General features: G+C 40.0%; 12 protein-coding genes, 1 tRNA gene and 2 rRNA genes. 13 read left to right on the top strand and 2 right to left on the bottom strand.

From position 1 onward, the window contains the following. Positions 1–136 precede the first annotated feature (136 nt). The 4 genes from BTR42_RS02215 to BTR42_RS02230 all read left to right on the top strand — a co-directional run bounded on the left by BTR42_RS02215 (position 137) and on the right by BTR42_RS02230 (position 3,959). Positions 137–3,035 (top strand): 23S ribosomal RNA (locus BTR42_RS02215). An 82-nt stretch (positions 3,036–3,117) separates the two neighbouring features. After that, positions 3,118–3,233, top strand: a 5S ribosomal RNA gene (gene rrf / locus BTR42_RS02220). 5 nt (positions 3,234–3,238) lie between these two features. Next, positions 3,239–3,312: transfer RNA gene (locus tag BTR42_RS02225), tRNA-Asn, on the top strand. Between the two features lie 158 nt (positions 3,313–3,470). Beyond that, the gene (locus BTR42_RS02230) at positions 3,471–3,959 is read left to right on the top strand and encodes a sigma-70 RNA polymerase sigma factor region 4 domain-containing protein (RefSeq protein ID WP_077496210.1); all 489 of its coding nucleotides are present in this window, start codon (positions 3,471–3,473) and stop codon (positions 3,957–3,959) included. A 110-nt stretch (positions 3,960–4,069) separates the two neighbouring features. On the opposite strand, the gene BTR42_RS02235 is transcribed toward BTR42_RS02230, so the two are convergent. After that, a complete protein-coding gene (locus BTR42_RS02235) occupies positions 4,070–5,692 on the bottom strand; it encodes a glycoside hydrolase family 5 protein (RefSeq protein WP_077496212.1) in 1,623 nt (540 codons plus the stop codon). A gap of 448 nt (positions 5,693–6,140) precedes the next feature. Then, positions 6,141–7,502, bottom strand: coding sequence for an aspartate kinase (locus tag BTR42_RS02240; protein WP_077496214.1), 1,362 nt, complete (start codon positions 7,500–7,502; stop codon positions 6,141–6,143). A 93-nt stretch (positions 7,503–7,595) separates the two neighbouring features. On the opposite strand from BTR42_RS02240, the gene BTR42_RS02245 reads away from it, so the two are divergent. From BTR42_RS02245 to fabF, 9 genes are all read left to right on the top strand, one after another. Then, positions 7,596–8,243 (top strand): HAD family hydrolase, encoded by a 648-nt coding sequence (locus BTR42_RS02245; protein WP_009853410.1) that lies wholly within the window; start codon positions 7,596–7,598, stop codon positions 8,241–8,243. A 209-nt stretch (positions 8,244–8,452) separates the two neighbouring features. Further along, complete coding sequence (locus BTR42_RS02250; RefSeq protein ID WP_009853411.1) at positions 8,453–9,241, top strand: enoyl-CoA hydratase; 789 nt, start codon at positions 8,453–8,455, stop codon at positions 9,239–9,241. 115 nt (positions 9,242–9,356) lie between these two features. After that, positions 9,357–9,791, top strand: coding sequence for a fatty acid biosynthesis transcriptional regulator FabT (gene fabT, locus BTR42_RS02255; RefSeq protein ID WP_012961424.1), 435 nt, complete (start codon positions 9,357–9,359; stop codon positions 9,789–9,791). A 2-nt stretch (positions 9,792–9,793) separates the two neighbouring features. Further along, positions 9,794–10,768 carry a beta-ketoacyl-ACP synthase III gene (locus BTR42_RS02260; RefSeq protein ID WP_077496216.1) on the top strand — a complete coding sequence of 325 codons (975 nt, stop codon included), beginning with the start codon at positions 9,794–9,796 and terminating at the stop codon, positions 10,766–10,768. A 62-nt stretch (positions 10,769–10,830) separates the two neighbouring features. Beyond that, a complete protein-coding gene (locus BTR42_RS02265; protein ID WP_003063346.1) occupies positions 10,831–11,055 on the top strand; it encodes an acyl carrier protein in 225 nt (74 codons plus the stop codon). Between the two features lie 162 nt (positions 11,056–11,217). Further along, positions 11,218–12,174, top strand: a complete 957-nt coding sequence (fabK, locus tag BTR42_RS02270; protein ID WP_009853414.1) for an enoyl-[acyl-carrier-protein] reductase FabK — start codon at positions 11,218–11,220, stop codon at positions 12,172–12,174. 60 nt (positions 12,175–12,234) lie between these two features. Next, complete coding sequence (fabD, locus tag BTR42_RS02275; protein ID WP_009853415.1) at positions 12,235–13,155, top strand: ACP S-malonyltransferase; 921 nt, start codon at positions 12,235–12,237, stop codon at positions 13,153–13,155. 9 nt (positions 13,156–13,164) lie between these two features. After that, positions 13,165–13,899, top strand: a complete 735-nt coding sequence (fabG, locus tag BTR42_RS02280) for a 3-oxoacyl-[acyl-carrier-protein] reductase (RefSeq protein WP_039694857.1) — start codon at positions 13,165–13,167, stop codon at positions 13,897–13,899. Positions 13,900–13,961: 62 nt separating this feature from the next. Beyond that, positions 13,962–15,194: a beta-ketoacyl-ACP synthase II gene (fabF, locus tag BTR42_RS02285; RefSeq protein WP_009853417.1), complete on the top strand. Its 1,233-nt coding sequence runs from the start codon at positions 13,962–13,964 to the stop codon at positions 15,192–15,194.

Genomic DNA, 15,194 nt, shown 5'->3' on the forward strand with positions numbered 1-15,194 from the left:
AAAGATTCAAGATGATTGTCCATTGAAAATTGAATATCTATATCAAATTCCACAATTAGAAATAATTGTAGAAAGTAACAAGAAATAAACCGAAACGCTGTGATTTAATGAGTTTAAGGTCAGAAGACCAAAATAAGGTTAAGTTAATAAGGGCGCACGGTGGATGCCTTGGCACTAGAAGCCGATGAAGGACGTGACTAACGACGAAATGCTTTGGGGAGTTGTAAGTAAACATTGATCCAGAGATGTCCGAATGGGGGAACCCGGCATGTGATGCATGTCACTCATTACTGTTAAGGTAATGAAGAGGAAGACGCAGTGAACTGAAACATCTAAGTAGCTGCAGGAAGAGAAAGCAAACGCGATTGCCTTAGTAGCGGCGAGCGAACTGGCAAGAGGGCAAACCGATGTGTTTACACATCGGGGTTGTAGGACTGCGTTGTGGGACGCAAGATTATAGAAGAATTACCTGGGAAGGTAAGCCAAAGAGAGTAACAGCCTCGTAATCGAAATAGTCTTAAACCCTAGCAGTATCCTGAGTACGGCGAGACACGAGAAATCTCGTCGGAATCTGGGAGGACCATCTCCCAACCCTAAATACTCTCTAGTGACCGATAGTGAACCAGTACCGTGAGGGAAAGGTGAAAAGCACCCCGGGAGGGGAGTGAAATAGAACCTGAAACCGTGTGCCTACAACAAGTTCGAGCCCGTTAATGGGTGAGAGCGTGCCTTTTGTAGAATGAACCGGCGAGTTACGATATGATGCGAGGTTAAGTTGAAGAGACGGAGCCGTAGGGAAACCGAGTCTTAATAGGGCGGCTTAGTATCATGTCGTAGACCCGAAACCATGTGACCTACCCATGAGCAGGGTGAAGGTGAGGTAAAACTCACTGGAGGCCCGAACCAGGGCACGTTGAAAAGTGCTTGGATGACTTGTGGGTAGCGGAGAAATTCCAAACGAACTTGGAGATAGCTGGTTCTCTCCGAAATAGCTTTAGGGCTAGCGTCGATGTTAAGTCTCTTGGAGGTAGAGCACTGTTTGATTGAGGGGTCCATCCCGGATTACCAATATCAGATAAACTCCGAATGCCAATGAGATATAATCGGCAGTCAGACTGCGAGTGCTAAGATCCGTAGTCGAAAGGGAAACAGCCCAGACCACCAGCTAAGGTCCCAAAATATATGTTAAGTGGAAAAGGATGTGGGGTTGCACAGACAACTAGGATGTTAGCTTAGAAGCAGCTATTCATTCAAAGAGTGCGTAATAGCTCACTAGTCGAGTGACCCTGCGCCGAAAATGTACCGGGGCTAAAACATATTACCGAAGCTGTGGATACCTTTTAGGTATGGTAGGAGAGCGTTCTATGTGTGAAGAAGGTGTACCGTGAGGAGCGCTGGAACGCATAGAAGTGAGAATGCCGGTATGAGTAGCGAAAGACAGGTGAGAATCCTGTCCACCGTAAGACTAAGGTTTCCAGGGGAAGGCTCGTCCGCCCTGGGTTAGTCGGGACCTAAGGAGAGACCGAAAGGTGTATCCGATGGCCAACAGGTTGATATTCCTGTACTAGAGTATATAGTGAAGGAGGGACGCAGTAGGCTAACTAAAGCGTGCGATTGGAAGAGCACGTCTAAGCAGTGAGGTGTGATATGAGTCAAATGCTTATATCTATAACATTGAGCTGTGATGGGGAGCGAAGTTAAGTAGCGAAGTTAGTGATGTCACACTGCCAAGAAAAGCTTCTAGCGTTAATTATACTCTACCCGTACCGCAAACCGACACAGGTAGTCGAGGCGAGTAGCCTCAGGTGAGCGAGAGAACTCTCGTTAAGGAACTCGGCAAAATGGCCCCGTAACTTCGGGAGAAGGGGCGCTGGCTTAGAGTCAGCCGCAGTGAATAGGCCCAAGCAACTGTTTATCAAAAACACAGCTCTCTGCTAAATCGTAAGATGATGTATAGGGGGTGACGCCTGCCCGGTGCTGGAAGGTTAAGAGGAGCGCTTAGCGTTAGCGAAGGTGTGAATTGAAGCCCCAGTAAACGGCGGCCGTAACTATAACGGTCCTAAGGTAGCGAAATTCCTTGTCGGGTAAGTTCCGACCCGCACGAAAGGCGTAATGATTTGGGCACTGTCTCAACGAGAGACTCGGTGAAATTTTAGTACCTGTGAAGATGCAGGTTACCCGCGACAGGACGGAAAGACCCCATGGAGCTTTACTGCAGTTTGATATTGAGTATCTGTACCACATGTACAGGATAGGTAGGAGCCTACGAAATCGGGACGCTAGTTTCGGTGGAGGCGTTGTTGGGATACTACCCTTGTGTTATGGCTACTCTAACCTAGATAGGTAATCCCTATCGGAGACAGTGTCTGACGGGCAGTTTGACTGGGGCGGTCGCCTCCTAAAAGGTAACGGAGGCGCCCAAAGGTTCCCTCAGAATGGTTGGAAATCATTCGCAGAGTGTAAAGGTATAAGGGAGCTTGACTGCGAGAGCTACAACTCGAGCAGGGACGAAAGTCGGGCTTAGTGATCCGGTGGTTCCGCATGGAAGGGCCATCGCTCAACGGATAAAAGCTACCCTGGGGATAACAGGCTTATCTCCCCCAAGAGTTCACATCGACGGGGAGGTTTGGCACCTCGATGTCGGCTCGTCGCATCCTGGGGCTGTAGTCGGTCCCAAGGGTTGGGCTGTTCGCCCATTAAAGCGGCACGCGAGCTGGGTTCAGAACGTCGTGAGACAGTTCGGTCCCTATCCGTCGCGGGCGTAGGAAATTTGAGAGGATCTGCTCCTAGTACGAGAGGACCAGAGTGGACTTACCGCTGGTGTACCAGTTGTCTTGCCAAAGGCATCGCTGGGTAGCTATGTAGGGAAGGGATAAACGCTGAAAGCATCTAAGTGTGAAGCCCACCTCAAGATGAGATTTCCCATGATTTAATATCAGTAAGAGCCCTGAGAGATGATCAGGTAGATAGGTTAGGAGTGGAAGTGTGGTGACGCATGTAGCGGACTAATACTAATAGCTCGAGGACTTATCCAAAGTAACTGAGACGAATTGACAGCGCGTCGGAAACTTGTTAGAATATATAGGTATTCAATTTTGATTGGATAATCAATCAGAGTTAAGTGATGATAGCCTAGGAGATACACCTGTTCCCATGCCGAACACAGCAGTTAAGCCCTAGAACGCCTGAAGTAGTTGGGGGTTGCCCCCTGTTAGATATGGTAGTCGCTTAGCTTTTATCCGCCATAGCTCAGTTGGTAGTAGCGCATGACTGTTAATCATGATGTCGTAGGTTCGAGTCCTACTGGCGGAGTAAAGAAGACGGTGACAATAGCTGAGGCTGTTGTTTTTTTCTTACTTCATAAGCACTTTTGTGACCATGACAAAAATGTCATGGTCTTTTTGCGCTTTCCTTTTTATAATGGGATTACCTTTTAAGTAAGGGAAACTAACTGTCAAGGAGATTTGAAAATGATGGAAACCTTTGAAAGCTATTTTGAAAAGGTCAAACCGATTGTGCTTAAGTTGCGTCGTCACTATTTTGTCAAATTATGGGACTATGATGATTGGTTACAAGAGGGACGGGTGGTTCTGTTCCGTCTCCTGCAAGAAAAGCCAGACTTGTTGCAGGACGACTTGTCCCTTTATGCCTATTTTAAAACGAAGTTTTCCAACTATCTCAAGGATGTGATTCGCCATCAAGAGAGTTTGAAACGCAAGTTTAATCAGCTGCCATATGAGGAGATTAGTGACGTGGGGCATTGTTTGGCGCAAGCAAGCTTTCTGGATCTGGCGGATTATGTGGCTTATCAGGAGCGGCTGCAGGCGGTTGAGCAGCGACTGGGAGTAGGGGCACGAGAGAAATTGGCGAAGGTGATGCGAGGGGAGCGCTTTGAGGGCAAGAAGGCGTTTCTAACCCAAATTGAGCCCTTCTTTAACGAGTTTAAAAATAATTTCTAGATATTGAAAATATTATTTGGAGAGCACAAGGCTATAGAATAATAGAGATGCAAAAAAGCAGTTCGATATGAACTGCTTTCATAGACTACATATTATTATAAGTCAAATTCTTAGACTGGTGCGGCATAAACACCGTAAATTTCGGTATATGCAGATGTAAATGCTAAAACTTTTCCCATGTCATAGATACTTACGCCATATTTTGAAAAGGCCGCTGCAATGTCACTGTAATTATAGTAGGCAACATTATTTTCACCATATTCAATAGAGCTTGGTTCAACGGTAACGTCCCAACTATAAGAATAAGCATTTTCCACAACGAGTTTCGGTGCGTTTTGCCCCCTATATAAAACTACGATTTTATAATCGTTGTTAATGTAGTTTAGAGCATTAGGAATTTCTTGTGATTGCCAAGCTTGCAAGCAAGCTGCTCCATTGGCACCAAACAAATCTTTCCATGAATAGTCCTTTTCTGAACCTGAATTATCACCAGTATTATCTGTACTGCCTGTGTTACCAGTATTGCTAGTATCAGTTGAGGTATTCTTTTTAGCGTAGTTAATGAGTGTTGAAACGACACTTTTAGCGTTGTCATAAAGTTCGTTGGTTGAACGGTTAATAAATCCGAAATTCTCGCTTGATGAGTAGTCATTATCAGCATTATTATCCCAAAGGACACATACAAAGCCAGCGCTAGTAGCCTGAGTCATGTAGTCTTTTGCCCAAGCAACGCGTTCGTCTGTATTGTTGAAATCTGAGGCACCAAATTCACCGATAATAATTGGAGCATTTTTTTCGCTTTGAATCTTTTTAAGGTCGTTCATGATACTTTTTAGAGTATCTGGATTATAGCCCCCGTATTTGTTGTTGCTTTGGTATTTATGGCTTTCGCTACTATCCATTGTAAATGAATATGGTTCATAGGCATGGACGGAAATGGCGATATTTCCGCTGTTGCTAGGAATGTCAAGATGACTTAGCGCTTCGTAATTATCGGCTGCATGGTAAGAAGGAATCATTAGCAAACGTTCAGAGTTATAGCCAGAGGAATTGCTTCTTACGGTTGAAATGAACGTGCTGTTAAGTTGGTTAATATAATCCCACGAATATGAATCTCCATTTCCCCATTCTACAGAGGAGTTATAAGTTTGTCTTGGCTCGTTCATTCCTTCAAAAATAAGACGTTGGTCATAATTAGCAAAGGTAACTGAAAGCTGTTGCCAAATGTCTTTGAGTTTTGTTTTTGCGGTAGCAAGATTTGAATCATTAAAGTAATCTACGTTAACCCAATTTTCATGGTGAACGTTGATAATAACAAACATGTCATTATTGTAGGCGTAGTCAACTGTTTTTTTGACATAATCCAACCAATCTTGATTGATTTCGTAAGTTTGTGTGGCATTATTGTAGGTAAGATGTTGATACCAAGTTACTGGTATTCTCACTGTGTTAAATCCTAAAGATTTTACCTTGTCAAAAAGTTGTTGTGTTGGTTCAGGGTTTCCCCAAGCGGTAACGGATTGGACTGGAGTAGGATTGTCAGTCCAATAGGTTGCATCAAGTGAATTTCCCAAGTTCCACCCAATAGTCATTTTACTTGTGATTTCCCAAGAGTTAAGTCCAGTAGTTGCGGCATAAGCCACTTCAGTATTACTGTCAATAGCAAAGAGTGCCACTAGCGCTAGTATTAAAGCTGTAGTGATTTTTTTTAGATTCTTTGTTACTTTGTACATGTTTAGCTCCTCTGTTAGAATGTAAAAAGTTTTTAGTATAAACGTTTATAGCAATGTTAACGATTTGCCTGGTATGAATTATAATCAGGACATTCCGCTAGATAGCGGTTACATATGTATAATATTAGCCTATAGCAATTACTTTCTTATGTCAATACAGGTAAAATAGTGTTTGTTACCCGATAAAGTAGAGGTTTTGAATTGTTGTTTCTTATAAGGGAAAAATGTTTTGAACAGAAAAAGTATTTTGCTAATTTTTCAGTTTAGGCTTCAAGTACTGGAGATTTTGAGTTATGCCAATCTAATAAAAGGGAGAAAACTAAGAAACATAAAAATAATGACAACTTTAGTCAGTTTGAATTTTCTATATATCACAGTTTGATTAGTAGGGTTTATCATCAAAAATAAAACTCTGAGACTTTATTGCCTCAGAGTTTCGTGTGTAGAATTAATTTTGTTCTTCTGTGAAGAAAGCATTATATAAAGCGCGGACGGCTTGTTTTTCTTGTTCTGTTTGGGTTACAAACATGACAGAAACTTCACTTGAACCTTGAGAAATCATTTCAAGGTTGATGTGTTTATCTGAAAGAGCTTTGGTTGCTGTAGCAGTTACCCCGATATGGTTTTTCATATCTTCACCAACAATCATGATGATTGAAAGATTGTGCTCGATATCAACTTCATCAACACCTAACTCTCGTGTGAGGTAAGAGATGATTTCTTGTTCTTTGATTGGTGTTAATTCGCGTTCACGGACGATAACTGACATATCGTCGATACCTGTTGGCATGTGTTCCCAACGGATATTGAGGTCTTCTAAAATTTGGAGGACTTTTCGACCAAATCCGACTTCGCGGTTCATGAGGTATTTAGACATGTTGATACTTGCGAAGTTATCATCTGCAGCGATACCGATGACAGGAATTGTAGGTCCGCTGTGTTTTAAAGTAATACGTGTCCCTGGGTGGTCAGGATTATTTGTATTTTTAATGACAAGTGGAATTTTACCACGGTAGGCAGGAATCAACGCTTCGTCATGTAGGACAGAGAACCCTGCATAGGCAAGCTCACGCATTTCTCTGTATGTTAATTCTTTAATAGTGTGGGGTTTATGGACAACGCCTGGGTGGGCTGCAAAAATACCATTAACATCAGTAAAGTTTTCATATAAATCAGCTTTGACACCAGCGGCAACGATAGAACCTGAAATATCTGACCCACCACGTGAGAAGGTACAAATTTGCCCATCAGTTGTTACACCAAAGAAGCCAGGGATAACAAGGACTTCTTCAGAATCACGTAATTCTTCAAGCTTGTCATAACTTGACGGAAGAATACGAGCGTTTCCTGGTTCACTAGATACGATGATTCCAGCCTCTTTAGGGTGAACATAACGAGCAGCAATACCGTTTTTACGGAAGTATTCCGCAACGAGTTTTGCGTTATTGTCCTCACCAGCTGCTAGGAAGGTATCATAAAGAAAATCATTTCCGTCAATAGGAAGAGTTGCAAGATTTGTAATGGCACCAGCAATTTTGCTCACGATAGAAGAGTTTAAACCGAGTTCTTCTGCCATGGCTTGATAACGATTGATGATCCATTCTTGCGCAGCAGTAACGTCATCGCCAGCTGTATATGCTTTATAGTATTTAATAAGGGCGTCTGTTACCTTGGTATCTTCAGCGTTACGCTTACCTGGGGCAGACACAACGACAAAGCGTCGTTCTGAGTCTGATTTAACAATGTTCAATACTTTTTTGAGTTGCTCAGCAGAAGCGAGCGAGCTACCACCAAATTTGATTACTTTCATGACTTCTCCAAAATTTAAATTTGTAAACAATTATAGCAAAATTCTGAAAATTTGTCAGTAGTTTTTAAAAGAAAAAGATAGTATAATAGAGGAATGGAAAATTTTAATGCTATTATTTTTGATATGGACGGTGTATTATTTGATACAGAGACTTTTTATTATCATAGACGTGAAAAATTTTTAGCTGAAAAAGGAATTAGTATCAAGCATTTACCACCTAGTTTTTTTATTGGTGGAAACATGAAACAAATTTGGCGAGATATTTTACGTGATGATTATGAGAATTGGGATATTCACCAATTGCAAGAAGAATATACAACCTATAAGCATAATCACCCACTTCCTTATAAGGATTTAATTTTTCCAGATACTTTTGAAGTGATTAAGAAGCTTTATGATAATGGTTATCGTTTGGGCTTAGCATCAAGTTCAACAAAACATGATATTTTAAAGGCTTTAGACGATACAAAGATGAGAGCGTATTTCTCAGTTATTTTATCGGGGGAAGAATTTCCAAAAGGAAAACCTCATCCAGCTATTTATCAGGAAGCTGCTCGGCAATTAGGAACGAATCATGATAATATTTTGGTTGTTGAGGACAGTGAAAAAGGTATTCAAGCAGGTGTTTCTGCTGACTTGCAAGTTTGGGCAATTGAAGATAAGTTATTTGGAATGAACCAAAGCAAGGCAAATCGCTTGGTTGACAATTTGACTCAGATTTTTGAAGAACTTGTTGATTAAAGTAAGAAAAGGCGTGGAAAGGTAGCAATTATCGCTAGTTTTCCATTTTTTTATTACAATCATTTGATTGTTGAATTATTTATATATCAAATTATTTTTGTGAAATAAGTAGTTTTTACTTGATAAAAAAAGAAATAATATGCTAAAATAGCACTTGCTAAATAGTTAAATCATCAAACTATTTTTGTCCTATTTATTGGAGGTAATAGATGTCTTTTAATAATGTTATTTATGAAAAGGGCGAAGTGGCAACTTTAACCTTGAATCGTCCTGATATTTCAAACGGTTTTAATATCCCGACATGTCAAGAGATTCTTGAGGTTTTAGATAACGTTAAATCAGATGATTCTGTCAAGATTTTGGTTATTAAGGCAGTTGGAAAAGTTTTTTCAATTGGCGGTGATTTGGCAGAAATGCAACGTGCCGTAGAATCTGACAATGTTGAATCATTGGTTGAAATTGCTAGTTTGGTTAATAAAATTTCATTTGCAATGAAAAAATTGCCAAAGCCAGTTATTATGAGTGTAGATGGTGCGGTTGCGGGAGCAGCTGCAAATATGGCTGTCGCTGCAGATTTTGTTGTTGCTAGTGAAAAAGCTAAATTCATTCAAGCTTTTGTTGGTGTAGGTCTTGCGCCAGATGCTGGAGGCCTTTTCTTAATGAGCCGTGCGATTGGTACAACTCGTGCCATTCAATTGGCAATGACTGGGGAAGGTTTAAATGCCCAAAAAGCGCTTGAATATGGCATTGTTTACCGACTATGCGAGTCTGAAAAGCTTGAACGAACAACAAATCAACTCACAAAACGTTTGCTACGAGGCTCAGCAAATTCTTACCGTGCGATTAAAGAAATGTCATGGAAGGCATCTTTTGAAGGTTGGGAAGATTATACGTCACTTGAATTGCAACTTCAAGAAGAACTAGCATTTAAGGAAGATTTTAAAGAGGGCGTCCGTGCTTTTGCTGAAAAACGTCGTCCAAAATTTTCAGGAAAATAATGTAAGAAGATGATTCGATTTTCAAATTATTGAATGGAAGAATCTTAAATATCTTGCAAAATGTTTTGATGTTTGATATACTTTGACTGTCAAAGTTTATTTAGGAGGTGAAATCTTGGATTATAATAGAATCAATGAATACCTTGTTGATATTTTTAATCGTGTTCAAGTCATTGAAGAGACAAGTCTAAGAACAAGTCAGTTCAATGATGTTTCATTAAAAGAAATGCATACCATTGAGATTATTGGTAAAAATTCTAATGTTACTCCAAGTGATATTGCTCGTGAGTTGATGTTAACGCTCGGAACAATAACCACTAGCCTGAATAAACTTGAGGCAAAAGGTTATATTGAAAGACGACGTTCAAAATTGGACCGCCGTGTTGTTCACTTAACTTTGACAAAAAAAGGAAGATTACTAGACAGACTTCATCATAAATTCCACAAAAATATGGTTATCCATATTGCGGAAGATATGAATGAAGAGGAATTTGAAGCCTTGGCTCAAGGGTTGAAGAATCTTCATAAGTTTCTTGAGGAGTTAATGTAATAATGGTATTTGCAAGAATTGCTCAGGCAGCAGCCTATGCCCCTGAACAAGTGATTACAAACGATGATTTGTCGAAAATTATGGATACTAGTGATGAGTGGATTTCATCACGTACTGGTATCAAAAGACGACACATCACTCGAAATGAAACAACTAGTGATTTAGGGACACAAGTTGCCAAGCAACTGATTTCTAAAGCTGGTTTATCGGCTGAAGATATTGACTTCATCATTGTTGCAACGATAACCCCTGATAGTTTAATGCCTTCTACGGCAGCACGTATTCAAGCGAATGTTGGTGCGGTTAATGCCTTTGCAATGGATTTGACGGCAGCATGTAGTGGTTTTGTATTTGCTTTGGCAACTGCGGATAAATTCATCCAGTCAGGTATGTACAAAAAAGGAATTGTGATTGGCGCTGAGACTTTGTCAAAAACGTTAGACTGGTCTGAACGTAGCAGTTCGGTTTTGTTTGGCGACGGTGCTGGTGGTGTCTTGATTGAGGCTTCTGAAACAAAACATTTCTTAGCTGAATCACTCCATACAGACGGCAGTCGTGGGCTTAGTTTGACTTCAGGGAAAGTTGGCTTGTCTTCGCCATTTTCAGAAGAAGAAACTGATGATAAATTCTTAAAAATGGATGGTAGAGCAATTTTTGATTTTGCAATCCGTGACGTTTCTAAGAGTATCAAGGCTTTAATTGAAGCTTCTGATGTGGCAGCTGAAGATTTGGATTATTTGTTTTTACACCAAGCTAATATCCGTATTTTAGATAAAATTGCTAAAAAAATTGGTGTTGATGTAGATAAACTTCCAGCTAACATGATGGAATATGGAAATACCAGTGCAGCAAGTATTCCGATTCTTTTATCTGAGTATGTTGATAAAGGATACATTAAATTAGACGGTTCACAAACAGTTCTTTTCTCTGCTTTTGGTGGAGGTTTGACATGGGGCAGTCTAATTGTTAAAATCTAGTTACAAACTTGTGTATAAGCACAAGATAAAATTTTTATTTATATTTATAAGGAGAAATAATCATGGCAGTATTTGAAAAAGTACAAGAAATTATCGTTGAAGAACTTGGTAAAGAGACAGATGAAGTAAAATTGGAAACTACTTTCGATGAACTTGATGCTGATTCACTTGATGTTTTCCAAGTTATTTCAGAAATCGAAGATGAATTCGACATCCAAATTGAAACTGAAGAAGGTCTTAATACTGTAGGTGACTTGGTTGCTTACGTTGAAGAAAAAACAAAATAATAGCATGGCTGGAGTTGGTGCTAAAAACTAACTCCACTATATTTAGTAGGAAGGGTTGTGGGATATGTAACTAAGACATTAGTGCTTATCTTACTCCCTCTCTTCTTATTATGATAGTTTGACTATCAAATTATTGTTTTATAAAGACTAAGAAGGTTTAATATGAAAACACGTATAACAGAATTATTAAATATAAAATATCCAATTTTTCAAGGAGGAATGGCATGGGTTGCTGATGGTGATCTAGCTGGTGCTGTTTCTAATGCTGGTGGTTTAGGTATTATCGGTGGTGGTAATGCCCCAAAAGAAGTTGTTAAAGCTAATATCGATAAAGTTAAAGAAATTACAGACAAACCTTTTGGTGTCAATATTATGCTTTTATCACCATTTGTTGATGATATTGTAGATTTAGTCATTGAAGAAGGTGTAAAAGTTGTCACAACAGGTGCTGGTAACCCTGGTAAATACATGGAACGTTTCCATGAAGCAGGTATTACAGTTATTCCAGTTGTTCCAAGTGTTGCTCTTGCAAAACGTATGGAAAAATTAGGTGCTGATGCAGTTATCGCAGAAGGTATGGAAGCTGGTGGACACATCGGTAAATTGACAACAATGACACTTGTTCGTCAAGTTGTGGATGCGGTAAATATTCCTGTTATTGGTGCTGGTGGTGTTGGTGATGGACGTGGTGCTGCAGCGATCTTTATGCTTGGTGCGGAAGCTATTCAAGTTGGAACACGCTTTGCAGTTTCTAAAGAATCTAATGCACACCAAAACTTTAAAGATAAAATCTTGAAAGCAAAAGATATTGATACCGTTATTTCAGCGTCAGTTGTTGGACACCCAGTTCGTGCTGTCAAAAATAAATTAACAACATCATATGCACATGCTGAAAAAGATTTTCTAGCTGGACGTAAGACGGCAGAAGATATTGAAGTGCTTGGTGCAGGTGCTTTACGTAATGCGGTTGTTGACGGTGATGTTGTTACTGGTTCAGTTATGGCCGGTCAGATTGCAGGGCTTATTCGTAAAGAAGAAACTTGTGAAGAAATCTTGAAAGACCTTTACTATGGCGCTCAAGAAGTCATCTTGGAAGAAGCTAAACGTTGGTCTGATTAGTGATAAAGACTAAAAAACTTTAATATAAAATAAACCAATTTTCCCGCTTAGGAGGATTTAATGACAAAAACAGCCTTTTTATTTGCCGGTCAAGGGGCTCAAAAACTTGGAATGGCAAGTGATTTATATGAGAAATATCCTATTGTTAGAGAAACTTTTGAACAAGCTAGCAGCATTCTCGGATATGATATTCGTGAATTAATTGACAATGAGGAAGATAAGCTCAACCAAACTCGCTATACTCAACCAGCGATTTTGACAACTTCGGTTGCCATTTTCCGCTTGTTGCAAGAAAAGGGATATCGTCCTGATATGGTGGCTGGTCTTTCTCTTGGTGAATATTCTGCTTTGGTGGCTTCAGGTGCTTTAAGTTTTGAAGATGCCGTTGCGCTTGTTGCTAAGCGTGGTGAATTTATGGAAACAGCAGCGCCAGCTGGTACTGGGAAAATGGTTGCTGTCATGAATACAGAGGCTTCATTGATTGAAGAAATTTGTCAAAAGGCTTCTAGCAAGGGAATTGTGACACCTGCTAACTACAATACACCTGCACAAATCGTTATCGGTGGAGAAACAGAAGCCGTTAATTATGCCGTTGAGTTGCTAAAAGAAGCAGGCGTAAAACGTTTAATTCCTTTGAAAGTTTCAGGACCTTTCCATACTGCTTTACTACAATCTGCTAGTGAACGTTTGGCAGAGGTTCTTGATAAGGTGACATTTTCTGAATTTCAAGTTCCTTTAATTGGCAATACAGAAGCAAAAGTTATGGACCATGCTGATATTAAAGCTTTACTTGCTAGACAAGTTAAGGAGCCTGTTCGTTTTTATGATTCTATCGAAACAATGCGTGAGCTTGGAATGACAGAAGTTATCGAAATTGGTCCTGGTAAAGTTTTGAGCGGATTTCTTCGTAAAATCGATAAGGCTATTCCAGCCTCAACGGTTGAAGATGAAGCTAGTTTAGAAGCTTTGCTAGAAAAATAGGAGAAAATCATGGAAATCAAAGATAAAAATGTTTTCGTAACGGGTTCAACTCGTGGAATTGGTTTAGCTATCGCACGTCAATTTGCTAGTCTTGGCGCTAATATTGTCCTTAATGGGCGTTCTGAAATTTCGCAAGATTTGATTGATAGTTTTAAAGACTATCACGTTAAAGTGATTGCTATTTCGGGTGATGTGTCAAATTTTGACGATGCTAAGCGTATGGTTGATGAAGCTATCAACGAGCTTGGTTCTGTTGATGTTTTAGTTAATAACGCAGGTATTACCAACGATAAATTAATGCTAAAAATGTCAGAAGCTGATTTTGAGTCTGTGCTTAAAGTTAATTTGACTGGTGCGTTTAACATGACACAATCAGTCTTAAAACCGATGACACGTGCTCGTCAAGGTGCTATCATTAACTTATCAAGCGTTGTTGGTTTGACTGGTAATGTTGGACAAGCTAACTACGCTGCTTCAAAAGCTGGTTTGATTGGTTTTACGAAATCAGTTGCTCGTGAAGTAGCTGCGCGCGGTGTTCGTGTCAATGCTATTGCCCCTGGTTTTATTGAATCAGATATGACTGATGCGATTCCTGAAAAAATGCAAGAAGCGATTTTGGCAGGAATTCCAATGAAACGCATTGGTAAAGCTGAAGAAGTGGCTTCTGTTGCTAGTTTCTTAGCACAGCAAGATTACTTGACAGGTCAAGTGATTGCTATCGACGGTGGTATGACAATGCAATAATCGATTGCTTTGTCTTGATGATTTTAATTAGAGTTGAAAATTTCTCTTAAAAGGAGACAAAAATGACATTAAATAGAGTTGTAGTTACAGGCTACGGTTTAACATCCCCTATTGGAAATACACCAGAAGAGTTTTGGAATAATCTTCACGACGGTAAAATTGGTATTGGACCAATCACTAAATTTGATAATTCTGAAATTCCTGTTCACAACGCTGGTGAAATTCACGATTTTCCATTTGATAAATACTTTGTTCGCAAAGATAAAAATCGTATGGACCAATATTCACTTTATGCGATTTATGCGACTTTAGAAGCTCTTGAAAATGCAAAACTGGATATGGACACTGTTGACCGTGACCGTACAGGTGTTATCGTGTCATCTGGTATTGGTGGTTTGCAAGAAATGCAAGAGCAAATTATTCGTATGCACGAAAAAGGAATCAAACGTATTCAACCAATGTTCATTCCGAAAGCTTTGTCAAATATGGCTGCAGGAAACATTGCTTTGCGTATTGGTGCTCGTGGTGTATGTAAATCAATCACAACAGCTTGTGCCTCATCTAATGATGCAATCGGTGAAGCTTTCCGTGAAATTAAATTCGGTTATCATGATGTGATCTTAGCTGGTGGTGCTGAATCAACAATCAATGAAATCGGTATTGGAGGTTTCAACGCCTTGACTGCCCTTTCAACAACAGAAGACCCAGCTCGCTCTGCTATTCCATTTGATAAAGACCGTAACGGTTTTGTGATGGGTGAAGGTGCAGGTGTCCTTGTTCTTGAAAGCCTTGAACACGCTCAAAAACGTGGTGCAACAATCCTTGCTGAAGTTGTTGGTTATGGTAGCAACTGTGACGCTTATCACCAAACAACACCAACACCAGACGGTTCTGGTGCGGCTAAAGCGATTAAATTGGCTATTAAAGAAGCAGGTATTTCTCCAGAAGATGTGGACTATGTCAATGCACACGGTACTTCTACACAAGCCAATGAAAAAGGCGAAAGCAAAGCTATCGTAACAGTTCTTGGTAAAGATGTTCCAGTTTCTTCAACAAAATCATTTACTGGTCACCTTCTTGGTGCTGCTGGTGCTGTTGAAGCTGTTGCTACTATCGAAGCACTTCGTCATAACTACATTCCAATGACAGCTGGTACACGTGAGTTGTCAGAAGATATTGAAGCCAATGTCGTTTATGGACAAGGTCAAGAAGCAGAGCTAGAATATGCTATTTCAAATACATTTGGCTTTGGTGGACACAATGCTGTTTTAGCATTTAAACGTTGGGAGGCGTAA

Origin of the sequence: Streptococcus gallolyticus subsp. gallolyticus DSM 16831 (genome assembly GCF_002000985.1) — a bacterium.
GTDB classification, from domain to species: Bacteria; Bacillota; Bacilli; order Lactobacillales; family Streptococcaceae; genus Streptococcus; species Streptococcus gallolyticus.

Excerpts from the sequence above, each read along its gene's own strand:
- BTR42_RS02230 (WP_077496210.1), top strand. The coding sequence starts at position 3,471 with ATGATGGAAACCTTTGAAAGCTATTTTGAAAAGGTCAAACCGATTGTG.
- BTR42_RS02235 (WP_077496212.1), bottom strand. The coding sequence starts at position 5,692 with ATGTACAAAGTAACAAAGAATCTAAAAAAAATCACTACAGCTTTAATA.
- BTR42_RS02250 (WP_009853411.1), top strand. The coding sequence starts at position 8,453 with ATGTCTTTTAATAATGTTATTTATGAAAAGGGCGAAGTGGCAACTTTA.
- fabK (WP_009853414.1), top strand. The coding sequence starts at position 11,218 with ATGAAAACACGTATAACAGAATTATTAAATATAAAATATCCAATTTTT.
- BTR42_RS02265 (WP_003063346.1), top strand. The coding sequence starts at position 10,831 with ATGGCAGTATTTGAAAAAGTACAAGAAATTATCGTTGAAGAACTTGGT.
- fabG (WP_039694857.1), top strand. The coding sequence starts at position 13,165 with ATGGAAATCAAAGATAAAAATGTTTTCGTAACGGGTTCAACTCGTGGA.
- fabF (WP_009853417.1), top strand. The coding sequence starts at position 13,962 with ATGACATTAAATAGAGTTGTAGTTACAGGCTACGGTTTAACATCCCCT.
- BTR42_RS02240 (WP_077496214.1), bottom strand. The coding sequence starts at position 7,502 with ATGAAAGTAATCAAATTTGGTGGTAGCTCGCTCGCTTCTGCTGAGCAA.
- BTR42_RS02260 (WP_077496216.1), top strand. The coding sequence starts at position 9,794 with ATGGTATTTGCAAGAATTGCTCAGGCAGCAGCCTATGCCCCTGAACAA.
- BTR42_RS02245 (WP_009853410.1), top strand. The coding sequence starts at position 7,596 with ATGGAAAATTTTAATGCTATTATTTTTGATATGGACGGTGTATTATTT.
- fabD (WP_009853415.1), top strand. The coding sequence starts at position 12,235 with ATGACAAAAACAGCCTTTTTATTTGCCGGTCAAGGGGCTCAAAAACTT.